This window comes from Mesorhizobium sp. M8A.F.Ca.ET.161.01.1.1, from assembly GCF_004792105.1.
Lineage (GTDB): Bacteria > Pseudomonadota > Alphaproteobacteria > Rhizobiales > Rhizobiaceae > Mesorhizobium.
The window spans coordinates 121935-147990 of sequence record NZ_SRTD01000005.1; the positions used below are offsets into that span (position 1 = coordinate 121935).

General features: G+C 64.0%; 31 protein-coding genes. 13 read left to right on the plus strand and 18 right to left on the minus strand.

Going from position 1 to position 26056, the window contains the following annotated elements; genetic code table 11:
* Positions 1 to 120 precede the first annotated feature (120 nt).
* A complete protein-coding gene (locus EN804_RS14790; protein WP_135919997.1) occupies positions 121 to 1038 on the minus strand; it encodes a polyprenyl synthetase family protein in 918 nt (305 codons plus the stop codon).
* A 222-nt stretch (positions 1039 to 1260) separates the two neighbouring features.
* On the opposite strand from EN804_RS14790, the gene EN804_RS14795 reads away from it, so the two are divergent.
* The 3 genes from EN804_RS14795 (at position 1261) to EN804_RS14805 (ending at position 2997) form a co-directional block, all read left to right on the plus strand.
* Complete coding sequence (locus EN804_RS14795; RefSeq protein WP_135919998.1) at positions 1261 to 2022, plus strand: transglycosylase domain-containing protein; 762 nt, start codon at positions 1261 to 1263, stop codon at positions 2020 to 2022.
* A 141-nt stretch (positions 2023 to 2163) separates the two neighbouring features.
* Complete coding sequence (rpmF, locus tag EN804_RS14800) at positions 2164 to 2346, plus strand: 50S ribosomal protein L32 (protein WP_008834724.1); 183 nt, start codon at positions 2164 to 2166, stop codon at positions 2344 to 2346.
* Positions 2347 to 2595: 249 nt separating this feature from the next.
* On the plus strand, positions 2596 to 2997 hold the full coding sequence (locus EN804_RS14805; protein ID WP_127278211.1) for a hypothetical protein: 402 nt from the start codon (positions 2596 to 2598) through the stop codon (positions 2995 to 2997).
* A gap of 9 nt (positions 2998 to 3006) precedes the next feature.
* Here the strand turns inward: EN804_RS14805 and EN804_RS14810 are convergent, their stop codons facing one another.
* The 3 genes from EN804_RS14810 to EN804_RS14820 all read right to left on the minus strand — a co-directional run bounded on the left by EN804_RS14810 (position 3007) and on the right by EN804_RS14820 (position 4431).
* Positions 3007 to 3438, minus strand: coding sequence for a heme-binding protein (locus tag EN804_RS14810; RefSeq protein WP_127278212.1), 432 nt, complete (start codon positions 3436 to 3438; stop codon positions 3007 to 3009).
* 161 nt (positions 3439 to 3599) lie between these two features.
* A complete protein-coding gene (locus EN804_RS14815; RefSeq protein WP_135863133.1) occupies positions 3600 to 3833 on the minus strand; it encodes a hypothetical protein in 234 nt (77 codons plus the stop codon).
* A gap of 76 nt (positions 3834 to 3909) precedes the next feature.
* On the minus strand, positions 3910 to 4431 hold the full coding sequence (locus EN804_RS14820) for a helix-turn-helix domain-containing protein (RefSeq protein ID WP_135920000.1): 522 nt from the start codon (positions 4429 to 4431) through the stop codon (positions 3910 to 3912).
* A 94-nt stretch (positions 4432 to 4525) separates the two neighbouring features.
* Here EN804_RS14820 and EN804_RS14825 point away from each other — a divergent pair, with 94 nt between their 5' ends.
* The 4 genes from EN804_RS14825 (at position 4526) to EN804_RS14845 (ending at position 7063) form a co-directional block, all read left to right on the plus strand.
* Positions 4526 to 5362, plus strand: a complete 837-nt coding sequence (locus EN804_RS14825) for an alpha/beta hydrolase (protein ID WP_135920002.1) — start codon at positions 4526 to 4528, stop codon at positions 5360 to 5362.
* 89 nt (positions 5363 to 5451) lie between these two features.
* Complete coding sequence (locus EN804_RS14830; protein WP_135920005.1) at positions 5452 to 6108, plus strand: glutathione S-transferase family protein; 657 nt, start codon at positions 5452 to 5454, stop codon at positions 6106 to 6108.
* A 5-nt stretch (positions 6109 to 6113) separates the two neighbouring features.
* On the plus strand, positions 6114 to 6437 hold the full coding sequence (locus EN804_RS14835; RefSeq protein ID WP_135920007.1) for a metalloregulator ArsR/SmtB family transcription factor: 324 nt from the start codon (positions 6114 to 6116) through the stop codon (positions 6435 to 6437).
* A gap of 215 nt (positions 6438 to 6652) precedes the next feature.
* Positions 6653 to 7063: an SRPBCC family protein gene (locus EN804_RS14845; RefSeq protein ID WP_245464356.1), complete on the plus strand. Its 411-nt coding sequence runs from the start codon at positions 6653 to 6655 to the stop codon at positions 7061 to 7063.
* Positions 7064 to 7095: 32 nt separating this feature from the next.
* Here the strand turns inward: EN804_RS14845 and EN804_RS14850 are convergent, their stop codons facing one another.
* The 3 genes from EN804_RS14850 to EN804_RS14860 all read right to left on the minus strand — a co-directional run bounded on the left by EN804_RS14850 (position 7096) and on the right by EN804_RS14860 (position 8921).
* Positions 7096 to 7359 carry a metalloregulator ArsR/SmtB family transcription factor gene (locus tag EN804_RS14850; RefSeq protein ID WP_019861642.1) on the minus strand — a complete coding sequence of 88 codons (264 nt, stop codon included), beginning with the start codon at positions 7357 to 7359 and terminating at the stop codon, positions 7096 to 7098.
* Between the two features lie 31 nt (positions 7360 to 7390).
* Positions 7391 to 8638, minus strand: coding sequence for an MFS transporter (locus EN804_RS14855; protein ID WP_127872081.1), 1248 nt, complete (start codon positions 8636 to 8638; stop codon positions 7391 to 7393).
* An 88-nt stretch (positions 8639 to 8726) separates the two neighbouring features.
* Complete coding sequence (locus EN804_RS14860; protein WP_135920009.1) at positions 8727 to 8921, minus strand: DUF1192 domain-containing protein; 195 nt, start codon at positions 8919 to 8921, stop codon at positions 8727 to 8729.
* 120 nt (positions 8922 to 9041) lie between these two features.
* Between EN804_RS14860 and EN804_RS14865 the strand changes: the two genes are divergently transcribed.
* The 4 genes from EN804_RS14865 (at position 9042) to EN804_RS14880 (ending at position 12559) form a co-directional block, all read left to right on the plus strand.
* On the plus strand, positions 9042 to 10052 hold the full coding sequence (locus EN804_RS14865; protein ID WP_127278220.1) for an NAD(P)H-quinone oxidoreductase: 1011 nt from the start codon (positions 9042 to 9044) through the stop codon (positions 10050 to 10052).
* Between the two features lie 180 nt (positions 10053 to 10232).
* On the plus strand, positions 10233 to 10373 hold the full coding sequence (locus EN804_RS14870; protein WP_064987068.1) for a DUF1127 domain-containing protein: 141 nt from the start codon (positions 10233 to 10235) through the stop codon (positions 10371 to 10373).
* A gap of 262 nt (positions 10374 to 10635) precedes the next feature.
* Entirely contained in the window at positions 10636 to 11718 is a 1083-nt protein-coding gene (locus tag EN804_RS14875; protein ID WP_127278221.1) for a helix-turn-helix transcriptional regulator, read from the plus strand.
* Between the two features lie 145 nt (positions 11719 to 11863).
* Positions 11864 to 12559, plus strand: coding sequence for a DUF1013 domain-containing protein (locus tag EN804_RS14880; protein WP_127278222.1), 696 nt, complete (start codon positions 11864 to 11866; stop codon positions 12557 to 12559).
* A 64-nt stretch (positions 12560 to 12623) separates the two neighbouring features.
* Here the strand turns inward: EN804_RS14880 and EN804_RS14885 are convergent, their stop codons facing one another.
* The 4 genes from EN804_RS14885 to EN804_RS14900 all read right to left on the minus strand — a co-directional run bounded on the left by EN804_RS14885 (position 12624) and on the right by EN804_RS14900 (position 14728).
* Positions 12624 to 13343, minus strand: coding sequence for a YafY family protein (locus EN804_RS14885; RefSeq protein WP_013529238.1), 720 nt, complete (start codon positions 13341 to 13343; stop codon positions 12624 to 12626).
* A 72-nt stretch (positions 13344 to 13415) separates the two neighbouring features.
* Positions 13416 to 13823, minus strand: coding sequence for a hypothetical protein (locus tag EN804_RS14890; protein WP_135917169.1), 408 nt, complete (start codon positions 13821 to 13823; stop codon positions 13416 to 13418).
* Positions 13824 to 13888: 65 nt separating this feature from the next.
* A complete protein-coding gene (locus tag EN804_RS14895; protein ID WP_135920012.1) occupies positions 13889 to 14479 on the minus strand; it encodes a DJ-1/PfpI family protein in 591 nt (196 codons plus the stop codon).
* Between the two features lie 81 nt (positions 14480 to 14560).
* Positions 14561 to 14728 carry a hypothetical protein gene (locus EN804_RS14900; RefSeq protein ID WP_015315361.1) on the minus strand — a complete coding sequence of 56 codons (168 nt, stop codon included), beginning with the start codon at positions 14726 to 14728 and terminating at the stop codon, positions 14561 to 14563.
* A gap of 263 nt (positions 14729 to 14991) precedes the next feature.
* Between EN804_RS14900 and EN804_RS14905 the strand changes: the two genes are divergently transcribed.
* Positions 14992 to 15945, plus strand: coding sequence for a ring-cleaving dioxygenase (locus EN804_RS14905; protein ID WP_135920014.1), 954 nt, complete (start codon positions 14992 to 14994; stop codon positions 15943 to 15945).
* A gap of 117 nt (positions 15946 to 16062) precedes the next feature.
* A complete protein-coding gene (locus EN804_RS14910; protein WP_015315363.1) occupies positions 16063 to 16224 on the plus strand; it encodes a hypothetical protein in 162 nt (53 codons plus the stop codon).
* A 27-nt stretch (positions 16225 to 16251) separates the two neighbouring features.
* On the opposite strand, the gene EN804_RS14915 is transcribed toward EN804_RS14910, so the two are convergent.
* The 7 genes from EN804_RS14915 to tkt all read right to left on the minus strand — a co-directional run bounded on the left by EN804_RS14915 (position 16252) and on the right by tkt (position 25824).
* Positions 16252 to 16965 (minus strand): SGNH/GDSL hydrolase family protein, encoded by a 714-nt coding sequence (locus tag EN804_RS14915; RefSeq protein WP_135920020.1) that lies wholly within the window; start codon positions 16963 to 16965, stop codon positions 16252 to 16254.
* Positions 16966 to 17104: 139 nt separating this feature from the next.
* On the minus strand, positions 17105 to 17842 hold the full coding sequence (locus EN804_RS14920; protein WP_135920026.1) for a thioredoxin family protein: 738 nt from the start codon (positions 17840 to 17842) through the stop codon (positions 17105 to 17107).
* Between the two features lie 177 nt (positions 17843 to 18019).
* Positions 18020 to 19045, minus strand: a complete 1026-nt coding sequence (locus EN804_RS14925; protein ID WP_135920031.1) for a class I fructose-bisphosphate aldolase — start codon at positions 19043 to 19045, stop codon at positions 18020 to 18022.
* Positions 19046 to 19193: 148 nt separating this feature from the next.
* Positions 19194 to 20390 carry a phosphoglycerate kinase gene (locus EN804_RS14930; RefSeq protein ID WP_135863125.1) on the minus strand — a complete coding sequence of 399 codons (1197 nt, stop codon included), beginning with the start codon at positions 20388 to 20390 and terminating at the stop codon, positions 19194 to 19196.
* 159 nt (positions 20391 to 20549) lie between these two features.
* A complete protein-coding gene (locus EN804_RS14935) occupies positions 20550 to 22430 on the minus strand; it encodes a potassium/proton antiporter (RefSeq protein ID WP_135863123.1) in 1881 nt (626 codons plus the stop codon).
* Between the two features lie 186 nt (positions 22431 to 22616).
* Entirely contained in the window at positions 22617 to 23627 is a 1011-nt protein-coding gene (gene gap, locus EN804_RS14940; protein WP_135920036.1) for a type I glyceraldehyde-3-phosphate dehydrogenase, read from the minus strand.
* Positions 23628 to 23832: 205 nt separating this feature from the next.
* On the minus strand, positions 23833 to 25824 hold the full coding sequence (gene tkt / locus EN804_RS14945) for a transketolase (RefSeq protein ID WP_135920042.1): 1992 nt from the start codon (positions 25822 to 25824) through the stop codon (positions 23833 to 23835).
* Between the last annotated feature and the right edge of the window lie 232 nt (positions 25825 to 26056).

Sequence of the window (26056 nt, forward strand, 5' to 3'; positions counted from 1 at the left end):
TACATTAAGATTTCGTTGGCGCACCGCAGGTCAATGCATGCGCTGCGGGGACGCGGCTGATCGGATCGATGCGGTGACGCCGAGCCGTCGACGATGCGCAACCCGATATGGGGCCTGCCGTCAGCTGTTGCGGGTTGCCACGAAAGTCGCGGCGGCCTTGAGCAGGGCCGCCTTTTCGCCATAGGGTTCGAGCAACGCGTGCGCCTGGCCGACGAGACCGTCGAGCTGCTTGCGAGCCCAATCCGCGCCGTGCAAGGCCACCAGCGTACCCTTGCCCGCGGCGGCATCCTTGCCGGTCGCCTTGCCCATCTGCCTGGCGTCGGCCGTCAAATCCAGCAGGTCGTCGGCGAGCTGGAAGGCAAGGCCGATCGCCGAACCGAACTCGGCCAGCCTTTCCATGTCATCCGATCGTGCACCGGCCAGGGTCGCACCCGCCTCGCAGGCGAAACGGATCAGCGCACCGGTCTTCATCGCCTGCAACCGGATGATGCCGGCCTCGTCCGGTCGCACCTGCTCGGCATCGAGATCGAGCTTCTGGCCGCCGACCATCCCGCCGGCCCCGGCGGCGCGGGCGAGCGCCACCACAAGGGCTGCGCGCCGCTCGGCCGGCAGCGCGGTCGCCTCGCCGGCGAGGATGTCGAAGGCGAGCGTCAGCAGTGCGTCGCCGGCAAGTATCGCGGTGGCCTCGTCGAAGGCCTTGTGCACGGTCGGCTGGCCGCGGCGCAGGTCGTCGTCGTCCATCGCCGGCAAGTCATCATGGATCAGCGAATAGCAATGCACGCATTCAAGTGCGGCCGCGACGCGCAGCGCCGCTTCGCCATCGGCGGAAAACAAGGCAGCACTTTCCATGACCAGGAAGGGGCGCAGGCGTTTGCCGCCGTTCAGCACGCCATGGCGCATCGCCGCCATCAGGCGATCGGGCCTCGCGATCTCGCCCGAAAGCGGGCGGTCGTCGAGCAACCGACGCAGCATCACCTCGACGGCGGCCGCGCGTCTGATGAGCGCCATTTCGAACGCCATTTCGTCGTCATTCGTCATGGCCGGGACCGGTAGCCGACACTCAGACGTTGCGCAAGAAGGCAAGCGCCATTATGCCGGAGCGGTAAGAGCCCGTTTGGAAACTCACCTCCTGCGGTCATCTGAAGGCATTTTCCGCGCTTCCGGTGCTCACGTACTCGAATGTACGCTCCGCTCCGGTGCTCGAAAACACCGTCTTATGACCCTCGGGAGCGCGTTTCGAGACGAGCTTCGTGGCACGGGTTGGGCGGCTTGGCGGAACCGATCGTCGATCATGAGACCGAAAAGCTGGACATGGCGACGAGATCGCGAGGCGTGAACCGCCGCAATCTCAGGCGCTGGGTCCGGCGCGGCATCGTCGTGGCCGCGGTGCTGGCGCTTGTCCCGGTGGTGCTGACCTTTCTCTACCTGCCGTCCTTCGTGCATCCGGTGTCGACACTGATGCTGAAGGACCTGGCGACCTTCTCCGGCTACGACCGGCGCTGGGTGTCCATCGATGACGTGGCGCCCGTGCTCGCCCATTCGGTCATCATGTCGGAAGATGGGCAGTTCTGTTTCCACCGCGGCGTCGATCTCGGCGAGCTCAGGGGCGTCGTCGACGATGCGCTGGCCGGCGAGGCGACGCGCGGCGCATCGACCATCACCATGCAGACGGTGAAGAACCTCTTCCTCTGGTCGCGGCCGCTGGGCTCGGTGCGCAAGGTCGTCGAGCTGCCGCTGGCCGTCTATTTCGACGCGGTGATGTCGAAACGGCGCATCATGGAAATCTATCTCAACATTGCCGAATGGGGGCCGGGCATCTATGGCATCGAGGCGGCGGCGCAGCACCATTTCGGCATTCCGGCAAAACAATTGTCCAGACGGCAGGCGGCCCTTCTCGCCGTCACGCTGCCCAATCCGATCGCCCGCAATCCCGCAAAACCCGGGCCGGGCCTCAGGCGGCTGGCCAACCTGATCGAGCGGCGCGCCGGCCGCTCGGGCGCCTATGTCGCCTGCCTGGACTAGCCGGCATAAAAAAGATTCACCGCAGCGCTGGCCAAAACGGTGTCAGGCGTGTATAGGCACCCGACTTTCTCAGATTTAGGCCCCGACATGGCCCTTTCACGAGGGCGGGCGGGGCTTTTGACCATGTAGTGGAGCATATCCATGGCCGTTCCGAAACGCAAAACCTCTCCGTCCAAGCGCGGCATGCGCCGCTCGGCCGACGCCCTCAAGGCCCCGACCTATGTCGAGGACAAGAATTCCGGCGAAATGCGCCGCCCGCACCACATCGACCTGAAGACCGGCATGTATCGCGGTCGCCAGGTGCTGACTCCCAAGGAAAGCTGAGCCCAGCTTTTCCCTGGGTTTGAGTAACAAAGGACCGGCCTCTGGCCGGTCTTTTTGCGTTTGGGACGCCGTGCGCGCCGGCTATTTCAAGCGCTGAGCTTCCCTGTCTCGTTTTCCATGTTGGCCGGGCAATCGGCTGACATGGTTGTTGCATCCGGTCTTCGACCGTGTTTGCGGCCGCGCACGAAAAATCTTGACGCCGTGCCTGTGGAGCATTCTACAGAAGGTGCCCCCATATGGAGACGCCAGATGTTCGGTGCCGTCCCGCTTTTGATCGTGCCTTTCGTGCTCTACAATCTCGGCCTGCTCGGAATATTCGGCGGCGGCGACGATCCGTGGGCGAGTGAGATCTTCTCGTTCCGCATGATGTCGGGCGGGGTGTTCTCGATGACGCTCGGCGACCTGATTGTGCTGATCGGGCTGATCTTCCTGTTCCTCGAAATGGTGAAGTCGGCGCGCACGACCACGGCCTCGATCATGGACCATCTTCTGTCGATGCTGGTCTTCGTCGCTTTCCTGGTCGAGTTCCTGCTGGTGAAGGGTGCCGCGCACTCCATCTTCTTCACGCTGATGATCATCGCGCTGTTCGACGTGCTGGCCGGGTTCGCGGTGTCGATGCGGTCGGCCAGCCGCGACATCAATTTGAATTAGACTGAAGCTTCAGCCTGGATCGGCGGTGAAGCCGGCGGCTTCGATGCCGGCAATCGCGGCTGCCTCGTCATTGTCGGATGTATCGCCCGAAATACCGACGGCGCCGATGATGCTCCCTGCCTTGTCGCGGATCAGCACGCCGCCGGCGACCGGCAGCACGCGTCCTCCCGACACGTCGGAAATGCCGGCAACCAGATGCGGACGTTCCTTGGCGAAGGCCTCGACCTTGCGTGAGCCCATGCCGATGGCCAGCGCGCCATAGGCCTTGCCGGCCGACATTTGCGGGCGCAGGAACGAAGCGCCGTCCTGGCGCTGGAAGGCGACGAGATGCCCGCCGGCGTCGAGCACCGAGACGCCGAGCGGCTTGAGCTTGAGATCGGTGCCCCTGGCGAAGGCGGCATCGATGATCTCGACGGCTTTTTCGAGCGGCAGCGCGGTCATGGCAATCTCCTGTTGAACAGCCCGATCATCGGCGGTCAGCCGGGCGAGGCAATCCCGGTTTCGGTTGAAATTGCTTCCTGTGAAGCAGCGGGATGAAGGCGCCTGACCGGTGGCGTCACCACAGCTCGATTCAGGGCGAGGAATTGGCGGAGGGGGAGACGTTACTTTTTCTTGGCGCGGGCCGGCTTCTTGGCAGGTGCGGCAGGCGTGTTGGCCAGATCTTCGGCTTCCTTGGCGAGCCGCAGCGCCCGCAGCTTGTCGGTCTTGGCCTTGCGGGCATCGCTCTCGGCGACATACTCGGCCATGGCTTTCTGCCGGACCGTCGCCGCCTCTTCCTGCTTCTTGAAGCGCAGATCGGCACGCGCGCGGGCAGTGTCCCTAGAGTTCTCAACCAAGAGTCTATCCAATCCCATCACGTGTGATTTTCGTCCCTTGTAGCAGAGCCGGCCTTTCAACGGGGAAAATAGTTGGTCAGCCGGCTGGGCTGGCGTTGAGGGCCTTTTCGGCAACCACCGCTTCATAGGCGGCCCGCAGCGTTGCACGGACAGAGGGGCCGGGCGCTGTATCGAGGGGGGTGCCGAGATGCTCATGGCGCAACTCGGCCATGAATTTCTCCCACATTGGCGGCCCACCCCTTTCTAGGAGTTCGGCGCGGATCGAAAGCTCCTCGCTGGTCGGCAGCCAGACGCGGCCCCAGGCGCCGAGATGGGCCAAGATGGGCACCAGTGTGATGGCCATCTCGGTCAGGCTGTAGATCGCCTTCTGCTTGTGACTGGGGTCGTCCGCCTTGGTCAGCATGCCGAGTTCCATCAGCCGCTTCAGCCGGTCGGCGAGGATGTTGGAAGCAATGCCTTCCATCGACCCGTTGAGCAACTCACGAAAATGCCGCCTGCCGCCAAAAATCATGTCGCGCAGGATGATCAGGCTCCAGCGGTCGCCGAACACCTCGAGCGAGAGGTTGATCGGGCAGCCTGACCGGCGATCGAGGGTCATTCGATGTTCTCCGCGCAAAACCAGTTGCATTATCGTATCGGTTTTATTATCGTGCAACCGATTGCAAAATGCAAGCAGATGAGGAGGCCAGCAAATGACAACCAAGGACCGTCCCGAGATCATATCCGAAACCTTTGGCGATCCGGCGGACCCCGCGCTGCTGTTGATCATGGGCGCTATGGCCTCAATGCTTTGGTGGGCCGAGGCGTTTTGCCGGAAACTCGCGGATGCCGGCCTCTACGTGATCCGCTACGACAATCGCGACACCGGCCGGTCGACCAAATACCCGGTGGGACAGCCGCCCTACACTTTCGACGACATGGCCGACGACGCGATTGCCGTTCTCGACAGCCGCGGCATCGGCAAGGCGCATGTCGCGGGAATGTCGATGGGCGGCAGGATTGCCCAGTTCGTGGCGCTCAGGCACCCCTTGCGCGTCGCTTCGCTGACCGTGATCAGCAGTTCGCCCGTGGGGACCGACACTTCGCATCTGCCGAAAACGACCGACGCCTATCTGGAGCATTCGGCCGATGGAGCCAAAGTCGACTGGACGGATCGCCGCCAGGTCATCGACTTCATGGTCAGGGATGCGCGGGCGATCGCCAGCACCGCCCATCCGTTCGACGAGGCGGGGATGAGAGCGTTCATCGAACGGGATTACAGCAGGTCCGGCGGCTTCCTGAGCGCCACCAATCATTTCATGCTCAAGGGCGGTAACCAGTGGAAGGGCCGCCTGCCCGAAATAGCGGCGCCGCTTCTGGTCATCCACGGCACGTCGGATCCGATCTTTCCGGTCGAGCATGGCGAGGCCCTGGCCCAAGCTGTTGCCGGCGCGAAACTGCTTCGCATCGAAGGCGGCGGTCACGAACTGCATCCGGATGACTGGCCTGACATAGAGGCCGCCATCGTCGCGCACGTCCGATCCAGCTGAGACTTCGCGGGTGGGCCTTGACGAGCGAGGCTCACCGCAATAGTTAAGCAAATGCTTCAGTGTTGCCACAGAAACAGACGAGCACAAGAATGTCCCTGACGCTGCATTTCCATCCGCTGGCCTCCTTCTGCTGGAAGCCGCTGATCGCGCTTTACGAGAACGCCACGCCTTTTGCGCCGGTCATTGTCGATCTCGGCGACGAGCAATCACGCGCGGCCTTCCTGAAGATTTCGCCGACCGGCAAGATGCCGGCGCTGCGCGACGACGCGCGTGACCGCACTGTGCTGGAATCGACCATTGTCGTGGAATATCTGGCCGCGCACTATCCGGGACCGGTCGAACTCGTTCCCGCCGACATCGACCTGGCGCTGGCGGTCCGTCAGGCCGACCGCTTCTATGATTTCTATGTGCAGGAGCCGATGCAGAAGATCGTCGGCGACAGGTTGCGGCCGCTCGACAAGACCGATCCATTCGGTGTCGAACAGGCGCGCGGCCAGTTGCGCAATTCCTATGCCATCATCGAACAGGAAATGCAGTCCAGGGAATGGGCTGTAGGCGATACCTTCACCATGGCCGATTGCGCGGCGTCTCCGGCGCTCTTCTACGCCAACAAGGTCGAGCCGTTCGGCGACAAATATCCCGCCGTGAAGCGCTATCACGACCGCTTGCTGCAACGCGCCGCCTTCATCAGGGTGATCGAGGAGGCGCAGCCCTACTTCAAGTTCTTCCCCTACAACAACGGCTGATCGCGATGCTGCACGATCCCGCCCAACTCGACCTGATGTTCCAGGCGCTCGCCGATCCGGCGCGGCGGCAGATGGTCGACCGGCTGTCACGCGGCCCCGCCTCGGTGAGCCAGCTGGCCGAGCCGTTGGCGATGTCGCTGTCGGCGGTCGTCCAGCACCTCAATCTGCTGGAAGCGAGCGGCCTCGTGCGCACGCAGAAGGTCGGGCGGGTGCGTACCTGCCAGATCGATCCAAAGGCGTTGCGAGCGGCCGAGCACTGGATCAATGAGCGGCGCCTCTCGTGGGAGCGCCGGCTGGATCGGCTCGGCGATTTCCTGGCCGAAAGCTAGAGAGGAAAATGTCATGTCGAGAACCAAATCCGAACTGGTGCGCGGCTATTTCGTCGCCTTTCAGGCCGGAGACCGCGCCGTGATGGGTTCAAGCATGCTCCCGAAGACCGGCCTCCGGTTTTCGGGGTCACGTTCCGGGCAAATCCACCGAGGAAGGTTTCATGACTGAGCGATCCGTTGTCCATTCCACCTTTGTCGTCGAGCGGAGCTATCCGGTGGCACCGGCGAAAGTCTTCTCCGCATTCAGCAGCCCGGATGCCAAGCGGCGCTGGTTCGTCGATCCCCATGACCCGGTGCCCACCCGGCACGAAATGGACTTCCGCGTCGGCGGCAAGGAGGTCAATGCCGGCTGCCCGAACGACGGGCAAATGCATTTCTTCAACGCGGTCTATCAGGACATCGTGCCGGACGAGCGCATCGTTTACAGCTATGAGCTGCTGTTCGGCGAAACCCGCGTTTCGGTGTCGCTGGCGACGATCGAATTTGTGGCGGAAAGCGGCGGCACGCGGCTTGTGATGACGGAGCAGGGCGCCTTCTTCGACGGCCACGACACCTCAGCCACGCGCGAGCATGGAACGGGCGAACTGCTCGACGCGCTCGGCGCCTTCGTGAGTTCGCAATCCTGACCGGGTTGCTCAAGTGCCGGAGGCAGAAACGATCAGGCTTCCCAGAATTGATCGAGCCAGATGTTGAGTCTCAGGAAGCCGGCATTGCTCACCGTATAGACACGCCGCGTGCCTTCAGCCTTGGCGTTGACCAGCCCGGCGTCGAGCAACACTTTCAGATGCTGTGATACGGCCGGGCGGGAGACTGGCAGTCCGGACGCCAATTCGTTGACGGTCTTCGGACCGCGTCGAAGTTCTTCCAGAAGATGGCGCCGATTGGGGTCGGCGATCGCCATGAAGGCGTCGGAAAACATCATGCCTCATTTGTGAGGCAAAGTTTTTCAAATCTCAACTGTTTGCTTCTGCTTTTCTTCTCGGATCGAGCCGCAATGCTTCGGGGGTCACCGAACGGTCGGCCGGCTGCGTCTTGAAGGCGTCGCGATCCTCGATCGGCACCGGAGCGCGGCGGCTGATGCGCAGCAGCGTGTAACCCGCCAGGGACAGATGCGCCAATGCGGTCGCCAGGAACAGGCCCTCCGGGCGCATCCAGCCCATCAGGGCGGCGGCCAGCAACGGCCCGATCATGGTGCCGAAGCCGTAAAGCAGCAGCAGGCCACCCGATACCTTGACGAAATCCTCGGAGCGGGCGTGGTCGTTGGCATGCGCCACGGCAATCGAATAGAGCGTGTAGGCGAAAGCGCCGTAGGCGGCGGTGAAGACGAGGACGAAGACTGCTGAGCGCGGCTCGAACAGGAAGATGAGAAGCGCAAACAGCGCCGCGCCGAAGGCAGCACCGGCCAGCACGAAACGGCGGTCGGTCTTGTCGGAGAGACGCCCGGCCGGAAGCTGCATGGCGGCACCGGCGACGACCACCAGGCTCATCATCAAGGCGATCTCGGCGGTGGAGATGCCGATGCGGGCACCGTAGACCGCGCCGAGCGTGCCCCAGGCGCCGTTGGCGATGCCGATCAAGAGGCAGGCGATCGCCGACACCGGCGAGTTGGCGTAGAGCCCCTTGACGTCGAGCTTGACGTCCTGCAGCGGCTTCGGGAGGGAAGCGCTCGAAACCGCTGTCGGCAGAAGCGACAAGCAGAACAGGATGCCGGTGATCATGAACAGCGACGCCGATTTCACGTCGCCGCCGGCGACGATCATCTGTCCGCCCATGATCGAGGCATAGGTGACCATCATATAGAGGCCGAAGACGGTGCCACGGTTCTCGTTGGTGGCCTTCTCGTTCAGCCAGCTCTCGATGACCATGAAGGCGCCGGCCATGGTGAAACCGGTGAAGGCACGCAGCAGGATCCAGACATATTCGTCGATGACCAGGCCCGTCAGCAGCGCCACGATGGCGCCGGACGCGGCAAAGGCGCCGAAGGCGCGCACATGCCCGGCACGGCGCACGATGCGCGGCGCAAAGAAACAGCCGGTGACGAAGCCGCCGGCCCAGGCCGTGCCCATCAGGCCGAGCGAAGCGGTCGAGAACCCTTCCAACTGGCCGCGCAGGGGCAACAGCAGCCCGTGCAGTCCCGATGCCGCCAGAAGGAAGGCGGTGCCGCGAAGCAGGGAAAGGATCGGTCTGTAGGCTGCGAGCATTTTTTGATCCGGCTGAGGGCTGGGAGGGGCGCAGGTTTGAAGACAGTCGCATTCGGGCTTTTCGGCGGCGGACGGCTACCTCAGCGAATTATCCGCGGCGGAACAGCGCCTCGGCCGCCGACTTGGTGTTGTCCTTGGTCTTGAGTTCGGTCTCAAGCCGAGCGATCTCGTCGCGCAGGATGCCGATGCGCTCGGACAGTTCACCGACTGAAAGCAGCGACAGGTCTTGCCCGATTTCGTGCGGGCGTGCCTTCTTCTTGGGTTCGTCGTCGAAGATCGCCATCGTCGCTCCTCCTACGCCAGACCAGATTGGCCATTTGCCTGATTTGGCAATCAGCATACATAGGGCAGGGGCATCGATGCAAACAGCCGGTAAAAGCCGGCGAGGAAGACGGGAAACTTCATGGCGAGCGGACAGAAAATTCCGGCACGGATGACGGCGATCGCGATTTCGGAGCCGGGCGGTCCCCGGGTGCTGAAGCCGGAAACGCGCGACGTGCCGCTGCCCGGCCCCGGAGAAATCCTGATCAAGGTCCATGCCGCAGGCGTCAACCGGCCCGACGTCCAGCAACGCAAGGGTGCCTATCCGCCACCCCCCGGCGCATCGGACCTGCCCGGCCTCGAAGCATCGGGTGAGGTGGCGGCCCTTGGCGACGAGATATCGCGCTGGCGCATCGGCGACCGGGTCTGCGCACTCACGCCCGGCGGCGCCTACGCCGAATATGTAAGGGTTCACGCAGGCAGCGTTTTGCCGCTGCCGGCGGGCTTCACCCATACCGAAGCGGCGGCGGTGCCGGAGAACTACTTCACCGTCTGGCACAATGTCTTCGAGCGCGGCGGACTGAAGAAGGGTGAGACGCTGCTCGTCCATGGCGGCTCGTCCGGCATCGGCACCACGGCGATCCAACTCGCCTCGGCCTTCGGCGCCTATGTCATCACCACCGCTGGATCGAAGGAGAAATGCGACGCGTGCCTGAAGATTGGCGCCGACCGCGCGATCAATTACCGCGAGCAGGATTTCGTCGCCGCGGTCAAGGAGGCGACCGAAGGCCGGGGCGCCAACGTCATCCTCGACATGGTCGGCGGCGACTATGTCCAGCGCAACTACGAGGCCGCCGCGATCGAGGGCCGCATCGTGCAGATCGCCGTCCAGGCAGGTGCTGTGGCGAGCGCCGACTTTTCCAAGATCATGGTCAAGCGGCTGACCCATACGGGTTCGACGCTGAGGCCCCGCACCGTGGAATTCAAGGCGGCGATCGCGGCCGCGCTGGAGGCGCAGGTGTGGCCGCTGCTCGGCACGCGCAAGGTGGCGCCGGTCATGGACATGATCTACCCGCTCACCGATGCCTGGCGCGCGCATGAGCGGATGGAGGAAGGGGATCATATCGGCAAGATCGTGCTCGACGTAGGCTAGGCCCGTATCCCCTAAATCTCGACACCGTCCCCGGGCGCCCGCCTTGCCTGCAACATGAACAGAATCTTAATGGTGCAATGCAGCATTTGCATCATTGCTATGCAAAATCAGCCGTTCAAGTCCTCATCGATGATCACTATTTGAGCATCATCGAAACGAACCCAATTCAGGAGGACTACCATGAACCCGATCCGCGCTTTCCGTAACTGGCGCATGTACAACGAGACCGTTCGCGAATTGAACCGCCTCAACGCACGTCAGCTCAGCGACCTCGGCATCAACCGCGCCGACATCGAAAGGATCGCCCGTCAGGCGATCTGATTGCAAGCGCGACCTCGCCGGAAGGCAGGGTCGCAATGTAGAGCCGACGCAGACGCCTTGTTCGTCGCCGGTTCCGAACCCGCTGGACCCTGTCCGGCGGGTTTTGTCTTTTGGGGTGCCAGTCGGCGTGAGCCGCCGTCACCCGTGTCAAGCACCAGGCGGCTTGACCTCTGTTTTCAGCATGGCATCTTGACGGATGGGGACCGGTTGCCGCGTGAGCGCGTGGCTGGCAGGGCAGGCATCGACGAAGGCTTCCACGCCCATGTTGGATGATCTTACCGACAAGATCTACGAGGCTGCTTTCGTTCCGGACCTGTGGCCGGAGGTGCTGGATGGCATAAATAGAGCCTCCGCCTCAGTGGGCGGCGCCGTGTTCCTGTTTGCCGATGAGCAGCCGGTGCGCGGAAGGACGGTGCCGCTGCTGCAGGACTTGCTGAATGAATTCCTCCTGGGCGATACGCTGCAGTTCTCCACGGCGGTCTCGCGCATGTGCGCGGTGCAGCCGGCCAGTTTCGTCGATGTCGAGAGTTTCCTGACAGCCGAGGAAATCGAGAACGATCCCATCCGGGTCCGCCTGCGCGCGCTTGGGATTGGCGCGCATACCTGCACCGCCATCCCGATGCCGAGCGGCGAACTGGCCATCTTCGTCTTCCAGCGAAGGCTTGGCGAGGGCCGCTACGACGCCGGCAGCTTCGACATTCTCGACGGTTTGCGGCCGGCCATGGCGCGCGCCAGCTTGATCGCCGCGCGGCTTGGCCTGGAGCGGGCCAAGGGAACCGTTGCCGCCATGACGGCCATGGGGCTGCCGGCGGCCATCCTCTCATCGAGGGGGCATGTGCTCGCCGCCAATCTGCTGTTCGAGAGCATGGGCTCGATCTTCCTGCCGGTCGCCTTTGGCGGCATGGCAATCGTCGATGCGGATGCCAATCGCCTGTTTCAGCAGGCCGTCGTCGCCGCACGCGGGGCCGCCGAACCCTCGGTCCGGTCCATCCCGGTTTCGGCCGCCGCCGACAGGTCGCCACTGATCCTTCATGTCCTGCCGCTGCGCCGTTCCGCCCACGAGATATTCTCGGGCGCCGACATCCTGGTCGCGGCGACGGCGGTGAACGCCAGTTCCATGGTGCCATCGCCAACGCTGCTTGCCGGACTGTTCGACCTGACGCCAGCCGAGGCGCGCCTGGCCTCGGCACTTTCGCAAGGGCGAACACTGGCGGAGGCGGCGGCAAGTGCCAACATCACCGTGAAGACCGGGCGAACCTACCTCGAACGGATATTCGCCAAGACAGGAACACGCCAACAGAGCCAGCTTGTCGCTCTGCTCAAGGGCACGGAGCCGTTCCGGTAACCGCCGGTTCGCGGTTTTCTGCGGGCTTTTCCAAAAACATTGCGAAGCGGGCAGGGAACGGCTATACAGGCCCCGAATTTCCCATTTTGGTGGCTCTAAACCACCGCCCGCGCGGGAACGCGGGCGAACGAGAAGGATTTTTGCGATGGCCAATACGCTGCTGATGCCCAAGGCGACCGCCGTCTGGCTGGTCGACAACACCGCGCTTTCCTTCGAGCAGATCGCGCAGTTCTGCGGGCTGCATCCGCTCGAGGTCAAGGCGATCGCCGACGGCGAATCGGCGCAAGGCATCAAGGGCATGGATCCGATCATGACCGGCCAGCTGACCCGCGACGAGATCGCGCGCGCCGAGAAGGACCCGAACCAGCGCCTGAAACTTTCCGACCCCAAGGTGCGGGTGCCGGAATCCAAGCGCAAGGGTCCGCGCTACACGCCGCTGTCGAAGCGCCAGGATCGGCCGAACGCCATTCTGTGGCTGGTGCGCAACCATCCCGAACTCAAGGACGCGCAGATTTCGCGCCTTGTCGGCACCACCAAGTCGACGATCGAGCAGATCCGCGAACGCAAGCACTGGAACTCGGCCAATCTGCAGCCAATGGACCCGGTGACGCTGGGTCTCGCCTCGCAGATCGACCTCGACATGGAGGTCAACCGCGCCTCGCGTGGCCGCGAACAGGCGCAGCCGGTCGGCGACACGCTGTTGCCGGCGGCATTGACCGAGCGGCTGGTGCCGGCGCCGGAGAAGCCGAAGGACGAGGACGCGGAGCTCGACGCCAACGCCGTCTTCGCCAAGCTGTCAGCGCTGAAGTCGAAGGACACCGATAAGGACGACGAGGAATAGGCTTTTCGCCAATTCGACAAAAAAGCCCGCTTCGAGCGGGCTTTTTTGTGCGGTCGGGCAAATCTCAGCTTCGCGCCGCGCGGTCGGGCGCCATGCCATAGTCCTCGCTGCGCTCCACCGCCCGGTAGAAATCGGCGAGCTGCTTGCCGCGTTCCGGCTTGAAGATGCGGCCGGCGATGACCACCGAGGCGATGCGGTCGATGCGGAAAGCGCGAAAATCATCACGCATCTCGCACCAGGCGACCAGCGTCCAAACCTTGCCCCAGAACCATAGGCCGAGCGGCCTGATATCGCGCGCGGTACCGCGACCGGCTTCGTCCGAGTAGTCGATGGTCAGCACCTGGCGTTTTTCGACCGCGCGCTCGATCAGGTCGATCGCCTCGCGGGCGGCGTCGCTGACCACCCACATCGGCGTGTGGATCTCGGTGCGGGCGATGCGATCCTTTTCGGCATCGGGCAGTACGGCACCGATCTTGACCAGCGCCTCGTCGGCGGCGCGCGCCATGGCAGCGCCGCCAAAGGCGCGCACCATGCGGGCGCCGGCAACCAGCGCCACGATCTCGTCACGCGTGAACATCAGCGGCGGAAGGTCGAAACCCTCCCTCATCATGTAGCCAACGCCAGCCTCGCCGTCGATCGGCACCCCGGTCGACTGCAGGTCGGCTATGTCGCGATAGATGGTTCGCTCGGAAACCTCGAGCCATGTGCCGAGCTTCTGGGCGGTGACCAGGCGGCCACCACGCAGATGCTGCACGATCTGAAAGAGCCTGTCGGCGCGGCGCATCGTTTGCTTCCCCAGTGTCTTTCCCATGCATGCCGTGGCTCCCGGACCGGATCCACTTCCACGTGACATGCATTACGGTTTCAGCCCTTCGCGCTTACGCTGCGCGGCAACGAATTCCGCGCCGAAGGACAGTTTCCTCGTTGTCGGCGTCTTCGCATCAAGCACGCGCCAGAAGGGAGCGACGTCGCTGAGCGTCATGCCGCGCTCGAGATCCTCCTTGGCCGCCTCGGCGACCGTGCGCAGATGATAGCCTATGGTGACCGGGCATGTCACTTCGGCGCCGTGCTCGATGGCGAGCGCGGTGCGCAACGCGCGAACGTCCATCTCGACACCTTCAGCAATCGAGCGGATGAAATCATCGACCTGGCGCGCGGTTGGCACCAGCATGGGCTGCCCCTCGACGACGTCTCCCATCGTGCGCGGCGTTGGTTTCACGCCGTTGATGCCAGGCGTGTTCAGCCTGTCGTTCCAGCTTTTCATCGATCGTCCTCTCGGCCGGCCATGAGCATCAGTCACCATCGCACGCGCCTCCTGACAGCATACTGTCAGGAGGCTTCAGCATACTCTTTGGCGAACAGCGTCCGCATCTGCGCAAGATCGCTGCCTTTTTCGGGATAGAGCGTTTGTAGAAAGGCAAGGGCGAAGGTGCCGGGCGCAGAGCCCGGCGCGGAAACGATCCTGCCGTCGGCCACGGCATGCGGCACGTCCTGATAATTGCCATCACCGGCATAGCCGGCTTCGTGGCGGTTGATCCAGTCTCGGCCATTGCTGGTATGCCTGGCCTTCTCGAACATGCCGGCTCGGGCCAGCGCCAGCGTCCCGGCACAAATGCCGCCAACGACACCGCCGCGCGCCGCGACGGCCGTCAGCAGTTCGGAAGCATCCGGCGGCGCCTTGCCCGCCCACTGGTCGGAACCGATGACGGCCACGGCATCGAGATCGATATTGTCATCGGCGTCCGCCGAACGGCCCGGTGTCAGGCGAAAACCGCTGATTCCGGTCACCGGCTTGCCTCCCGGCGTTAGCGACACGGCGCGAGCGCCGAACCACTCGACCGCCGAGGCCGCCAGCAACCCATATTCCCAGTCGGCAAAGCCCTCGATGAAAAGGAAGCCGATTATCTTGTTCTCGGGCATGAGCTCGCTCCATCCCTCGCGCCGGACCTGATATCTGGGTGCTGACGTGTCAGCCTCCAACCGCTGGCTTGAAAATTCTGCTCAATTGCCGTGATGGCGACGCTCGGCATACATGTCGGGCCAGCCGATATCCTTGCGAATGTCGGCGGGCAGCGCGTTCATGAACCGCTGCGTGCGGATCTCGTTGCGCATCGTGCGGATCTTGCCGACATAGTGCTGCATGCCACGCAGAATGGTAAAACCGTTCATGACCAATCTCCTCTCTCTAACTGGAGGCAGTATCGCATACCCCTCCTGACAACAGTCTGTCAGGAGGATGGCAGGTCGTATCGCGACAGTTCCGTTCTCGTCATGGCAGGTCCTGCCGGTGCGGGTCGTTCACCAAGATCAGCCAATCTGGCCGTATTGTTCATCGCCTGGCGACAAACTGTCGGGACAGGCGGCCTTAAGCGGGGTGACCGGAGTTCTGATATGAAAGGAGAAAATTCTTCCCCAAAAACAGGGAGACGACCATGAGCATGCAACTGACAGGAATTCACCATCTGACCGCCATCACCGCCAATGCGCCCGGCAATCTGCACTTTTACACAAAGGTGCTGGGCCTGCGGCTCGTCAAGAAAACGGTGAACCAGGACGATACCTCGGCTTACCATCTCTTTTATGCCGACGGCGAGGCAACACCGGGTACGGACCTGACCTTCTTCGACTGGCCGGTCGGCCGCGAACGGCGTGGCACGCACAGCATCGCGCGGACCAGCCTCAGGGTCGGCAGCCAGGAGAGCCTTGCCTGGTGGAAGCAGCACCTTGCCAGCGAAGGTATCGTGACAGGAGAGATTGTCGATATCGGTGGCTACAAGTCGCTGGATTTCGAAGACCCCGAAGGCCAGCGCCTGCGGCTCGTCAGCGATGACGGAAAGGGCGGCAGCCATCCCTGGGCGCAAAGCACGGTGCCGGCCGGACATCAGATCCGCGGGCTCGGGCCAATCGTCATCAGTGTTCCCGATATCACCAACACCGAGGCGGTGCTGACCAGGGTGATGAACATGCGCAAGGTACGCGACTATGCCTCGCCGGACGGCGAGGGCCAGGTCCACGTCTTCGAAATGGGCGCGGGCGGGCCGGCGGCGGAGCTTCATGTCGCGGTGCAGCCCGGGCTGGCGCCCGCAAGGCAAGGCGCCGGTGCGGTTCACCACGTCGCCTTCAGGGCGCCCGACCAGGAGACGCTCCATCAATGGACGGCGCGTCTTGCCGAATTCCGTCTGCCGTCGAGCGGCGAGGTCGAGCGTTACTACTTCCGCTCGCTCTATTTCCGTGAGCCGAACGGCATCCTGTTCGAGATCGCCACCGACGGGCCGGGGTTCACCGCCGACGAGCCGCTGGAAACGCTCGGCGAAAGCCTTGCCCTGCCGCCGTTCCTGGAGGCAAAACGCGCTTCGATCGAGGCTGGCCTCAAGCCGCTGAAGTAGATCGTTGCGCGGTTAGGTGCGGGCGCCGCGTTCCGGTTCTGGATCGCGGCGTCTTTCTTTCCCGGAGACCGAGCGAAACCGCTTTGACAGGTGACGGCGTTGCTGGTCAAAGGCGGCATGACGAAACTCCTCGCCCTTGTCATCGTCGGGTTCATGGTGATCCAGCTCATCAAGCCGCTCGGTTGGCCCGGGCTCAGGCGACGCGGCGATTTCTGGAAATTGGCGCTTCTTGCCATGGCGGCGATTTCGCTGGCGGCCGTGCTCGGGCATTTGACCTAAGCTGTCGCGCCGCCTGGCCATAGATATTCAGTCGCCAAGCACAGGGTCGACGAGATGTTCCGCCCAGGCCCGGTAGCCGGCCTCCGAGGCATGGAACCCGTCGGAGGCAAAACCGGCTTCAGGGTTGGTGATCGGCAGGCGCGGCGCTGGCACCGCGCCGCGTTCCAGGCAGAGGCGTTCGCCCATCCGGTTCATCGCGGTGGCGCGGACCTCGAGGATCTTGCCGAGCATCGACGGCATGGCCGGCGCGCGCGTGAACTCCAGCACCGGCGACCAGACCACGCGAGCCTCCGGCCATTTGGCGCGCAGCGCGTAGAGCAGGCCGCCGAACTCCTTCTTGAAGCGCGGCACGGAATGAAAATTCTTGGTGTCGTTGGTGCCGATGGCGAGCACGATATGCGTCCACGGATCGGCCGACAGGTTGGGCAGGACATGGTCGCGGATCTGGCCAGATGTCGCCGAATTGAAGCCGGCGGCACGCCAGCGCACAGCGCTGCCCGTGCGCTGCGCAATCAGCACGGCGAGCTGCGCGGCAAGGCCGTTTTCGGAATTGCCGATGCCGACCGACGCGGCGGAGGAATCGCCCAGGACCAGCAGCGAGATCACCGGGGCCTGGCCCGAGATCTCGTGCATGACCGGGCCTTGCGCCGGCAGCATGCGCGAGGTGCGGCGGCGCACGCCCAGCCCCTGCCAGATATAGACGGGGTAGGCGAGCCAGGTGAGGATGGTCGGGAAACGCATGGCAATACCGTGAAATGACGAGGCAGCCTTAGCGCATGTTTTGGTCGGCGTGAACGGATCGCTGCCTCGTCGGCCCATGTCCTTTTGCTTTGGCGCAATTCCGGACGGGAAACCGTTTCACGCTTTTTCTGAAATTGCCCTAGGGGCAAGCGTCGTCCTGCAGCGACCTGTTTCCATAGTCGTCGTGCAACCGCACCCAGTCCATCGAAGTGCCATAGGGGCCGGTCTCGCCGCGGCCTTTCGGCGCCATGTCGAGATATTGATAGGCGCCGATGAACTGCTCGCTGCCACGGGCGCGCGACATGAAGGTCAGGAAGATGTCACCGGCTTCCTCCCTGTAGAAGACAGTGGTGCCAGGCAGGTCCTTCGACGTCGATACCGGTGTCTCGAAGTTATAGACGGCTTCGCCGGAGGCGATCTGCCTGTCGGTGAAGGAGACCTGCATGTCGAAGTTGAAATCCGAGGCATAGGAGGACACCCAGTCGAATTTCCATCCCATGCGCTGCTTGTAAGGCAGCAGCTCGGCGAGCGGCGCGCGCGCGATCACGACAAGCGACACGTCATGATGCCTGAGGTGCTGGTTGGCGCCGTCGATGTGATCGGCGACGAAGGCACAGCTCTCGCAGTGATGCGTCGAGCCCGGCGCGAACACGAAGTGGTAGACGATCAGCTGGCTGCGGCCGGCGAAGAGATCGGCCAGTTTCTTTGGTCCGTGTTCCGTCTCGAAGACATAATCCTTCCGCACCTTCAGCCAGGGTAGCTGCCGCCGCTCGGCCGCAACGCGTTCGCGTAACCGCGTCAGTTCCTTCTCGCGGTTTAGATGTGCCTTGTGGGCCTCGAACCAGTCTTCACGCGAAACGACCTTGTTGCGATGCATGAACTTCTCCCTGTCTGCACCCCAAGGACGTACGGGATGGGCGCGAGCCGACATCGCCGCTGCCAGGAATGCCCAGAGGAAATAAGAATGCGAATGCCTCGCCCCAAGGCCGGCGCGCCAAAACAAAAACCCGGGCACGTCGGCCCGGGTTTGAAGGGAAGGGATAGCAGGGGGTCTTCAGGCAGCCTGTTCCAGGCTCGCCTTCCATTTACCGAGTGCGGCCAGATGGTTCATGTGGGCGCGGTGGGTGAAGGCGGCCTGACCGGCGGCGATGTTGGACGCCTTGCCGCTCCAGGCCTTCTGCGGCGCCGCCTGCAGCGCGCGGCCGTAGGAGAAGGTCAGCTTCCACGGGTGCGGGCCGATGGCGTTGATGGCGTTGAGGTTGGCGGTCGCCTCCTCGTCCTCCTGGCCGCCGGAGAGGAAGGCTATGCCCGGTACCGCCGCCGGCACCGTCTCGCGGAACAGCTTTATGGTCTTTTCGGCGACTTGCTCGGGACTGTCCACGGTGCCCGACTTCTTGCCCGACAGGACCATGTTCGGCTTCAGGATCGTGCCTTCAAGCACGACGCGGGCCGCGTAGAGCCCGTCGTAGAGCCGTGTCAGCGTCGCCTTGGAAACCTCGTAGCAAGTGCCGATGTCGTGGGCGCCGTCCATCAGCACTTCAGGCTCGACGATCGGCACGATGCCGGCTTCCTGGCAAAGGGCGGCATAGCGGGCGAGCGCATGGGTGTTCGCGCCGATCGAGGTGGCCGAGGGGACGCCCCTGGCGGTGTCGATGTCGATCACCGCGCGCCATTTGGCGAAGCGGGCGCCGAGCTTGTAATAGTCGGCAAGCCGTTCGCGCAGGCCGTCGAGGCCTTCGGTGACGGTGTCGCCGGGAAAGCCGGCCAGCGGCTTGGCGCCAGCATCCACCTTGATGCCGGGAATGGCGCCTGATGCCTTGATGATGTCGACCAGAGGCGTGCCGTCGGCGGCCTTCTGGCGGATGGTCTCGTCATAGAGGATGACGCCGGAAATGTACTTGGTCATCGCGTCCCTGGAGCGGAACATCATCTCGCGGTAGTCGCGGCGGCTGTCGGCGGTCGATTCGACGCCGATGACGTCGAAGCGCTTCTTGATGGTGCCGGAGCTTTCATCGGCGGCCAAGAGGCCCTTGCCGTTGGCCACGATCGCGGCGGCAATGTCTTCGAGACGTTCGCTCATCATGCTTCTCCTGAACCGGTTGATCTGCGCCTAGCAGAACACTACCGCCAAAGGAATGACGCCGGAAAGCTCGAATCGATTGAAAGTCGCCGGCGCCGCCGCCGGCTCCCTTCGAGTTGATCGAATTGCCGGGGAGCGGCCGAACGCTTCAGCGCTTCAGCACGTCGACGCCGGGCAACGGCTTGCCTTCCATCCACTCCAGGAAGGCGCCGCCGGCGGTCGAGACATAGGTGAAGTCGTCGGCGACACCGGCATGGTTGAGCGCCGCCACCGTATCGCCGCCGCCGGCGACCGAGACCAGCTTGCCGGCCTTTGTGCGCGCGGCCGCATGTTTGGCCGCCGCCACCGTGGCGTGATCGAACGGCTCGATCTCGAAGGCGCCGAGCGGACCGTTCCAGACCAGCGTCGCCGCGCGGTCGATCCATTCGCCGATCGTCGTCACGGTCTTGGCGCCGACATCGAGGATCATGCCGTCGGCCGGCACGTCGGAGATGGCGACGGTCTCGCAGGCGGCGCCCGCCTTGAACTGCTTGGCGACGACGCCGTCGACCGGCAGGATGATGGCGCAGCCGGCTTCGGCGGCCTCGATCATGATCTGCTTGGCGGTCGGGGCCAGGTCATGCTCGCAAAGCGACTTGCCGACATCGGTGCCGCGCGCGGCGAGGAAGGTGTTGGCCATGCCGCCACCGATAACCAGCGCGTCGACTTTCTTCACCAGGTTCATTAACAGGTCGATCTTGGTCGAGACCTTGGCGCCACCGACGATGGCGACGACCGGACGCACCGGATTGCCCAGGCCCTTCTCCAGCGCCTCGAGTTCGGCCTGCATGGTGCGGCCGGCAAAGGATGGCAGCAGGCGCGCCAGCCCTTCCGTCGAGGCGTGCGCCCGGTGGGCCGCCGAAAAGGCGTCGTTGACGAAGATGTCGCCATTGGCGGCGAGCTGTTCGGCAAAGGCGGGATCGTTCTTCTCCTCGGCCTTGTAGAAGCGGGTGTTTTCGAGCAGCAGCACGTCGCCCTTGTCCATGGCGGCGACAGCGCTGCCCGCCGTGTCGCCGACGCAATCGGAGGCGAAGCCGACGGGGCGGCCGAGCACCTGCGCGGTGGCCCTGGCGATCGGCTCCAGCGAGAATTCGGCCGAGGGGCCATCCTTGGGCCGGCCGAAATGGGCGAGCAGGATGACCTTGGCACCCTTGCCGGACAATTCGGCGATGGTCGGCGCGATGCGCTCGATGCGGGTGGCGTCGGTGACCTTGCCGTCGGCGACGGGAACGTTGAGGTCGACGCGCACCAGCACGCGCTTGCCGCTTATGTTGCCGATGTCGTCCAGTGTCTTGAAGGCAGCCATGCCGGTCCCTTTCGTCTGAAAATCGCCGGGACCATACCCCGCATCGGCGGCGATGCAAGGCTTAGGCCGAGGTCGGATGCGAAATTTTGAGACCGGCGCGGACATAGTCCGTGAATACCACTCCGGCGTATGTGGGGGCGGTGCAAACGGTGGCCCGAGTCAGCGTTCGACCGATGCCTTCTCGACCGGCGGCTCAGGGGTGTCATCCGCTTGTGCCGCCACCTGCGCCTCGGCCGGCTTGCGCCAGTTGCGGATAAAGGCGCTCAGACGGTCGCCCATCTCGCCGGCGCTGAGGAAGACCGGCACGCGCGCAACCGGCGCGGTCGGCTCGAAGGAGAGGCCCAGACCCGTGATCCTGCCCTTGTCGTCGACATCCCTGACGATCAGTTCGATCGGGCCGAGCAGCACGCGGTCGGCATATTCGGCATGGCCGCCGAGCCGCGCTGTGACCAGCGCGCCGACGGTCTGTTTCTGCTCGGCCTCGGTGAGACCGGGCGCATAGGCGGCTTCCAGTTCGGCTGCGGAACGCGCCGGATCGACGGCGAAGGCACCGAAGAAATCGGCATCCTCCGGGTCGACCACGGCGCGGCTGGCAAACAGCTTGTCGAGCAGGCGCGGATAGCGGTCGGGCACGAAGATGTAGACCTGATCGCCGGCGGCGAGCCGGCCCATGTCCTGGAAACGCATCGAACGGCCGTCACGCAGCACCAGCGAGGGCCGCGCCCAGCGCGGGATGCGCTCGCCGCGCGCCACCGGACTGCCCGGCGCCACACGATAGGCAAGGAGTTCGTGATGCGCGGAGCCGGGCAGTTCCAGTTCGACCTTGTCCAGCGGTCCGAGCCGCGCCGGCACGATCAGACCGAGGCGACGCGCCAGCGGGCCGACCGTCCAGCCCTGGATGACCAGCGACACCAGAACGATGATGAAGGCGGCGTTGAAGATGGTGCGGCCGTTCTCCAGCCCGCCGAGCAGCGGTGTGATGGCGAGCAGGATCGAGACGGCGCCGCGCAGGCCGACCCAGGAGACGAAGGCGACTTCGGGACGCGGCAGGCGGAATGGGATCAGGCAGAGCCACACGGCGACAGGTCTGGCAATGAACATCAGGAACAGGCCAAGCGCTATCGCAGGCACCATGATCGCCGGAAATTGCGAGGGCGTGGCGAACAGGCCGAGGATGAGGAACATGATGATCTGCGCCAGCCACGACATGCCGTCCTGGAAGCGCTTCAGGATGGTGACGGCGCGGATGTCGGAATTGCCTGCGATGAGCCCGGCGATATAGACCGCCAGGAAGCCCGAGCCGCCAATCGCGCCGGCGGCCGCGAAGACCATCAGCGACAGGGTCAGCACGAAGATCGGCAGCAGGCCATGGTCGAGGTTGAGCCGATCGACCAGGCGTACGATGGCGAGGCCGCCAAGCACGCCGACGATGGCGCCGAGGCCCATGTTGACGAGGAAGCCGAGGATCAGGTTGGTGACCAGGACATTGGCTTCGGGATTGGCGTGGGCGGCGATGATCTCGACCAGCGTGATGGTCAGGAAGATGGCGATCGGATCGTTGGTGCCCGATTCCACCTCGAGCGTGGAGCGCACGCGCTCGCGCAGATTGATCTCGCCGGCGCGCAGCAGGAAGAACACCGCCGCCGCGTCGGTCGAGGCGACGGCGGCACCGAGCAGGAAGGATTCCAGCCAGCTGAGATCGAGCAGATAGTAGGCGGCGGCGCCGAACAGGCCGGTGGTGAGAAGCACGCCGAAGGTCGCCAGCGACAGGGCCGGTCCTGCCGCCTGCCGCAAGGCGTTGAGCGGCGTGCCGAAACCGGAATCGAACAGAATGACGGCGAGCGCCAGTGAGCCGGCAAAATAGGCGATACGTGCGTTGTCGAACTGGATGCCGAGGCCATCGGTTCCGGTGGCGAGCCCGATGCACAGAAACAGGAGCAGGAGGGGGGCGCCGAAGCGGAAGGCGATCAGGCTCGAAAACGCGGCGGCGACAACAAGCGCCGTGCCGACCAGCGTAACGAGATAGATCGCATGCTCCATCCGTGATTTGCCCCTCGAATTCCTCTGCCTGCTGGCTTTACGGGAGAGTGGGGCGAAGGCGTGACCAGTGCAAGGCGGGAGGGTGGTTTTTTGCCCCGCGCCGCCGATTTTCGCGTTGCTGCTCCGGCAAACGAAAACGCCCGGACGAAGCCGGGCGTTTCGAGTGTCGGGAAGACAGATCCTCGATCAGGCGATAGTCTTGCCGAAAGCCACGGCGGTGTCGCTCATGCGGTTGGAGAAGCCCCATTCATTGTCGTACCACGACAGCACCGAAACGAAGTTGCCGTCCATCACCTTGGTCTGGTCGAGCGCCATGATCGAGGAGCGCGGATCGTGGTTGAAGTCGATCGACACGTTCGGGTGATGGGTGACGCCGAGAATGCCCTTCAGCTTGCCGTTGGAGGCGGCGATGACCGCTTCGTTGATTTCCTGCACCGTGGTCGCGCGCTTGGCGATGAACTTGAAGTCGACGACCGACACATTCGGCGTCGGCACGCGGATCGAGATACCGTCGAGCTTGCCCTTGAGGTCTGGCAGGACGAGGCCGATGGCCTTGGCGGCACCGGTCGAGGTCGGGATCTGCGACAGGGCGGCGGCGCGGGCGCGGTAGAGATCCTTGTGCATGGTGTCCAGCGTCGGCTGGTCGCCTGTGTAGGAATGGATCGTCGTCATCATGCCCTTTTCGATGCCGACCGTCTCGTGCAGGACGGCCGCAAGCGGCGCCAGGCAGTTGGTGGTGCAGGACGCGTTCGAGATGACGATGTGGTCCTTGGTCAGCTTGTCGTGGTTGATGCCGTAGACGACGGTGAGGTCGGCGCCGTCGGCGGGAGCCGAGACCAGCACGCGCTTGGCGCCGGCGGTCAGGTGCGCGGCGGCCTTGTCGCGGGCGGTGAAGATGCCGGTGCATTCGAGCGCGATGTCGACGCCGAGTTCCTTCCACGGCAACCGTGTCGGGTCCTTGATCGCCGTGACCTTGAACTTCTCCTTGCCGACGGTGATCTGGTCGCCGTCGACCGACACTTCATGGGGGAAGCGGCCGTGCACGCTGTCAAAGCGCAACAGGTGGGCATTGGTCTCGACCGGGCCGAGATCATTGACGGCGACGACCTCGATGTCCTTGCGGCCGGACTCATGGATGGCGCGCAGGATGTTGCGGCCGATGCGGCCAAATCCGTTGATGGCAACTCTGACGGTCATTGTTCTCTCCCTGGGAGCTGGAAGGCGATTGGTCCGCAGCTTCATAGCGGCGGACGGGCGAAGAATCCAGCCGCAGCGGGCCAGATTTAAATCGATTAGGTTAGGCCAGTTCGGCGAAACCGCTTTTCACGCGATCTCGCCGGATTTTGTTTGGTGCATGTCGTTCCCAACGCCGCGATGCAATTTTGGGCGACCTGCCCGGGCCTCACTTGCCGTGAAGGCGGGCTTCAGCGGCCTTGGCAGCCGCATCGGCGGTGATGCCGAAATGCGGATAGAGCTGCTCGATGGTGCCGGAGGCGCCGAAGCCGGTCATGCCGATGAAGATGCCATCGGAGCCGATGAGATGGTCCCAGCCCTGGCGGATGCCGGCCTCGATCGCCATCTTGATCGGCGCGTCGCCAATGGTCTTCTTGCGATAGGCGTCGCTCTGCTTGTCGAACAGTTCGAAGCAGGGCACCGAGACGACACGGGTCGGGTGGCCATGCTTTTCCAGAAGGTCGCGGGCGCCGAGCGCGATCTCAACCTCGGAGCCGGAGGCGAAGATCGTCACCGCGGCTTCACCGCTGGCGGCGGCCAGTTCATAGGCGCCCTGGCTGCTCAGGTTCTTTTCGGTGAACTCGGTGCGGACGGTGGGCAGGTTCTGCCGGGTCAGCGCCAGCGTCGACGGCGTCTTTTCGGATTCGAGCGCGATCTGCCAGCATTCGGCGGTTTCCACGGCGTCGGCCGGACGGAACACATTGTGGTTCGGGATGGCGCGCAGGGCCGCCAGGTGCTCGACCGGCTGGTGGGTCGGGCCGTCTTCGCCCAGACCAATGGAATCATGGGTCATGACGAAGATCGAGCGAATGCCCATAAGCGAGGCAAGCCGCATCGAGGGGCGGGCATAGTCGGAGAAGCACATGAAGGTGCCGCCATAGGCGATGAGACCGCCATGCAGCGTCAAGCCGTTGATCGCGGCAGCCATGCCATGCTCGCGGATGCCGTAGTGGACATAGCGCTGGCCGTAGTCGTCCGGCGTGATGTTCTTGGTCTGGCTGGTCTTGGTGTTGTTGGAGCCGGTCAGATCCGCCGAGCCGCCGATGGTCTCCGGCACCGCGCCATTGATCACTTCGAGCGCCATTTCCGACGATTTGCGGGTGGCGACCTTCGGCTTGTCGGCCGAGAGCTTCTTCTTGTAGTCGGCGATGACGGCGTCGAAATTGCCCGGCAGCTTGCCGGCGAGGCGGCGCTCGAATTCGGCCTTCAGCTTCGGATCGGCCTTGGCCAGGCGGCCTTCCCAGTCGGTGCGCGGCTTGGCGCCGGCCTTGCCGGCGGTGCGCCAGGCGTCGAGGATGTCAGCCGGAATCTCGAAGGGCGGCGAGTCCCAGTTGAAGAACTTGCGCGCGCCCGCGATCTCGTCGGCGCCGAGCGGTGAACCGTGCGCCTTGTTGGTGCCGGCCTTGGTCGGGGCGCCGAAGCCGATGGTCGTCTTGCAGGCGATCATCGTCGGCTTGTCGGAATGGCGGGCAGCTTCGATGGCATAGGCGATCGCTTCCGGATCGGTGCCGTCGATATGGCTGGCGTTCCAGCCGGAGGCCTGGAAGCGGGCGACCTGGTCGGTGTTGTCGGCGAGCGATACCGGGCCATCGATCGAGATGTTGTTGTTGTCCCAGAAGACGATCAGCTTGTTGAGCTTGAGGTGACCGGCAAGCGCGATGGCTTCCTGGGACACACCTTCCATCAGGCAGCCGTCGCCGGCCAGCACATAGGTGTAGTGGTCGACGAGGTCATTGCCGAAGGCGGCGTTCATGATGCGCTCGCCGAGCGCGAAGCCGACCGAATTGGCGAGGCCCTGGCCGAGCGGGCCGGTCGTGGTCTCGATGCCGGTGGCATGGCCGTATTCGGGATGGCCCGCCGTTTTCGAACCCAACTGGCGGAAGTGCTTGATCTGGTCGATGGTCATGTCTTCGTAGCCTGTCAGATGCAGCAACGAGTAGAGCAGCATCGAGCCATGGCCGGCCGACAGGATGAAGCGGTCACGGTCGGGCCAGTGCGGGGCCTTGGGGTCGTATTTCAGGAAGCGGGTGAACAGCACCGTGGCGATGTCGGCGCAACCCATGGGCAGGCCGGGATGGCCGGAATTCGCCTTCTCGACGGCGTCCATGGAGAGAAAACGGATCGCATTGGCCATCCGGTCATGTTGTTCACGCGACGTCATGGTTCCTCCGAGGTGGGGGTTTGAGGGCTTGGGAGAGCCCTTGAAATGGGTGCGCGACACATAGCAGGCGCGGGCTTTTAGTCAACAAATCGGGTGCAGATTTGCCGGTCTTGTGATGCCGTCGGCGGGCCTACATTAGCGTTAGCGGGGGACAGTCGCGAGAGCTTTGTTGACGTTGCCTTCACCCGGTGCCTAATGTTTCTGACATAACGCGTTCTGAACGCGAACGATT

Excerpts from the sequence above, each read along its gene's own strand:
- EN804_RS14860 (WP_135920009.1), bottom strand. The coding sequence starts at position 8,921 with ATGGCGATCTTCGACGACGAACCCAAGAAGAAGGCACGCCCGCACGAA.
- EN804_RS14930 (WP_135863125.1), bottom strand. The coding sequence starts at position 20,390 with ATGGCTGCCTTCAAGACACTGGACGACATCGGCAACATAAGCGGCAAG.
- EN804_RS14830 (WP_135920005.1), top strand. The coding sequence starts at position 5,452 with ATGTCCCTGACGCTGCATTTCCATCCGCTGGCCTCCTTCTGCTGGAAG.
- EN804_RS14865 (WP_127278220.1), top strand. The coding sequence starts at position 9,042 with ATGGCGAGCGGACAGAAAATTCCGGCACGGATGACGGCGATCGCGATT.
- gap (WP_135920036.1), bottom strand. The coding sequence starts at position 23,627 with ATGACCGTCAGAGTTGCCATCAACGGATTTGGCCGCATCGGCCGCAAC.
- tkt (WP_135920042.1), bottom strand. The coding sequence starts at position 25,824 with ATGACGTCGCGTGAACAACATGACCGGATGGCCAATGCGATCCGTTTT.
- EN804_RS14825 (WP_135920002.1), top strand. The coding sequence starts at position 4,526 with ATGACAACCAAGGACCGTCCCGAGATCATATCCGAAACCTTTGGCGAT.
- EN804_RS14935 (WP_135863123.1), bottom strand. The coding sequence starts at position 22,430 with ATGGAGCATGCGATCTATCTCGTTACGCTGGTCGGCACGGCGCTTGTT.
- EN804_RS14915 (WP_135920020.1), bottom strand. The coding sequence starts at position 16,965 with ATGCGTTTCCCGACCATCCTCACCTGGCTCGCCTACCCCGTCTATATC.
- EN804_RS14805 (WP_127278211.1), top strand. The coding sequence starts at position 2,596 with ATGTTCGGTGCCGTCCCGCTTTTGATCGTGCCTTTCGTGCTCTACAAT.
- EN804_RS14920 (WP_135920026.1), bottom strand. The coding sequence starts at position 17,842 with ATGCATCGCAACAAGGTCGTTTCGCGTGAAGACTGGTTCGAGGCCCAC.
- EN804_RS14790 (WP_135919997.1), bottom strand. The coding sequence starts at position 1,038 with ATGACGAATGACGACGAAATGGCGTTCGAAATGGCGCTCATCAGACGC.
- EN804_RS14870 (WP_064987068.1), top strand. The coding sequence starts at position 10,233 with ATGAACCCGATCCGCGCTTTCCGTAACTGGCGCATGTACAACGAGACC.
- EN804_RS14875 (WP_127278221.1), top strand. The coding sequence starts at position 10,636 with ATGTTGGATGATCTTACCGACAAGATCTACGAGGCTGCTTTCGTTCCG.
- EN804_RS14885 (WP_013529238.1), bottom strand. The coding sequence starts at position 13,343 with ATGCGCCGCGCCGACAGGCTCTTTCAGATCGTGCAGCATCTGCGTGGT.
- EN804_RS14855 (WP_127872081.1), bottom strand. The coding sequence starts at position 8,638 with ATGCTCGCAGCCTACAGACCGATCCTTTCCCTGCTTCGCGGCACCGCC.
- EN804_RS14880 (WP_127278222.1), top strand. The coding sequence starts at position 11,864 with ATGGCCAATACGCTGCTGATGCCCAAGGCGACCGCCGTCTGGCTGGTC.
- rpmF (WP_008834724.1), top strand. The coding sequence starts at position 2,164 with ATGGCCGTTCCGAAACGCAAAACCTCTCCGTCCAAGCGCGGCATGCGC.
- EN804_RS14820 (WP_135920000.1), bottom strand. The coding sequence starts at position 4,431 with ATGACCCTCGATCGCCGGTCAGGCTGCCCGATCAACCTCTCGCTCGAG.
- EN804_RS14810 (WP_127278212.1), bottom strand. The coding sequence starts at position 3,438 with ATGACCGCGCTGCCGCTCGAAAAAGCCGTCGAGATCATCGATGCCGCC.
- EN804_RS14900 (WP_015315361.1), bottom strand. The coding sequence starts at position 14,728 with ATGAACGGTTTTACCATTCTGCGTGGCATGCAGCACTATGTCGGCAAG.
- EN804_RS14925 (WP_135920031.1), bottom strand. The coding sequence starts at position 19,045 with ATGAGCGAACGTCTCGAAGACATTGCCGCCGCGATCGTGGCCAACGGC.
- EN804_RS14890 (WP_135917169.1), bottom strand. The coding sequence starts at position 13,823 with ATGAAAAGCTGGAACGACAGGCTGAACACGCCTGGCATCAACGGCGTG.
- EN804_RS14850 (WP_019861642.1), bottom strand. The coding sequence starts at position 7,359 with ATGATGTTTTCCGACGCCTTCATGGCGATCGCCGACCCCAATCGGCGC.
- EN804_RS14895 (WP_135920012.1), bottom strand. The coding sequence starts at position 14,479 with ATGCCCGAGAACAAGATAATCGGCTTCCTTTTCATCGAGGGCTTTGCC.
- EN804_RS14835 (WP_135920007.1), top strand. The coding sequence starts at position 6,114 with ATGCTGCACGATCCCGCCCAACTCGACCTGATGTTCCAGGCGCTCGCC.
- EN804_RS14905 (WP_135920014.1), top strand. The coding sequence starts at position 14,992 with ATGAGCATGCAACTGACAGGAATTCACCATCTGACCGCCATCACCGCC.
- EN804_RS14910 (WP_015315363.1), top strand. The coding sequence starts at position 16,063 with ATGACGAAACTCCTCGCCCTTGTCATCGTCGGGTTCATGGTGATCCAG.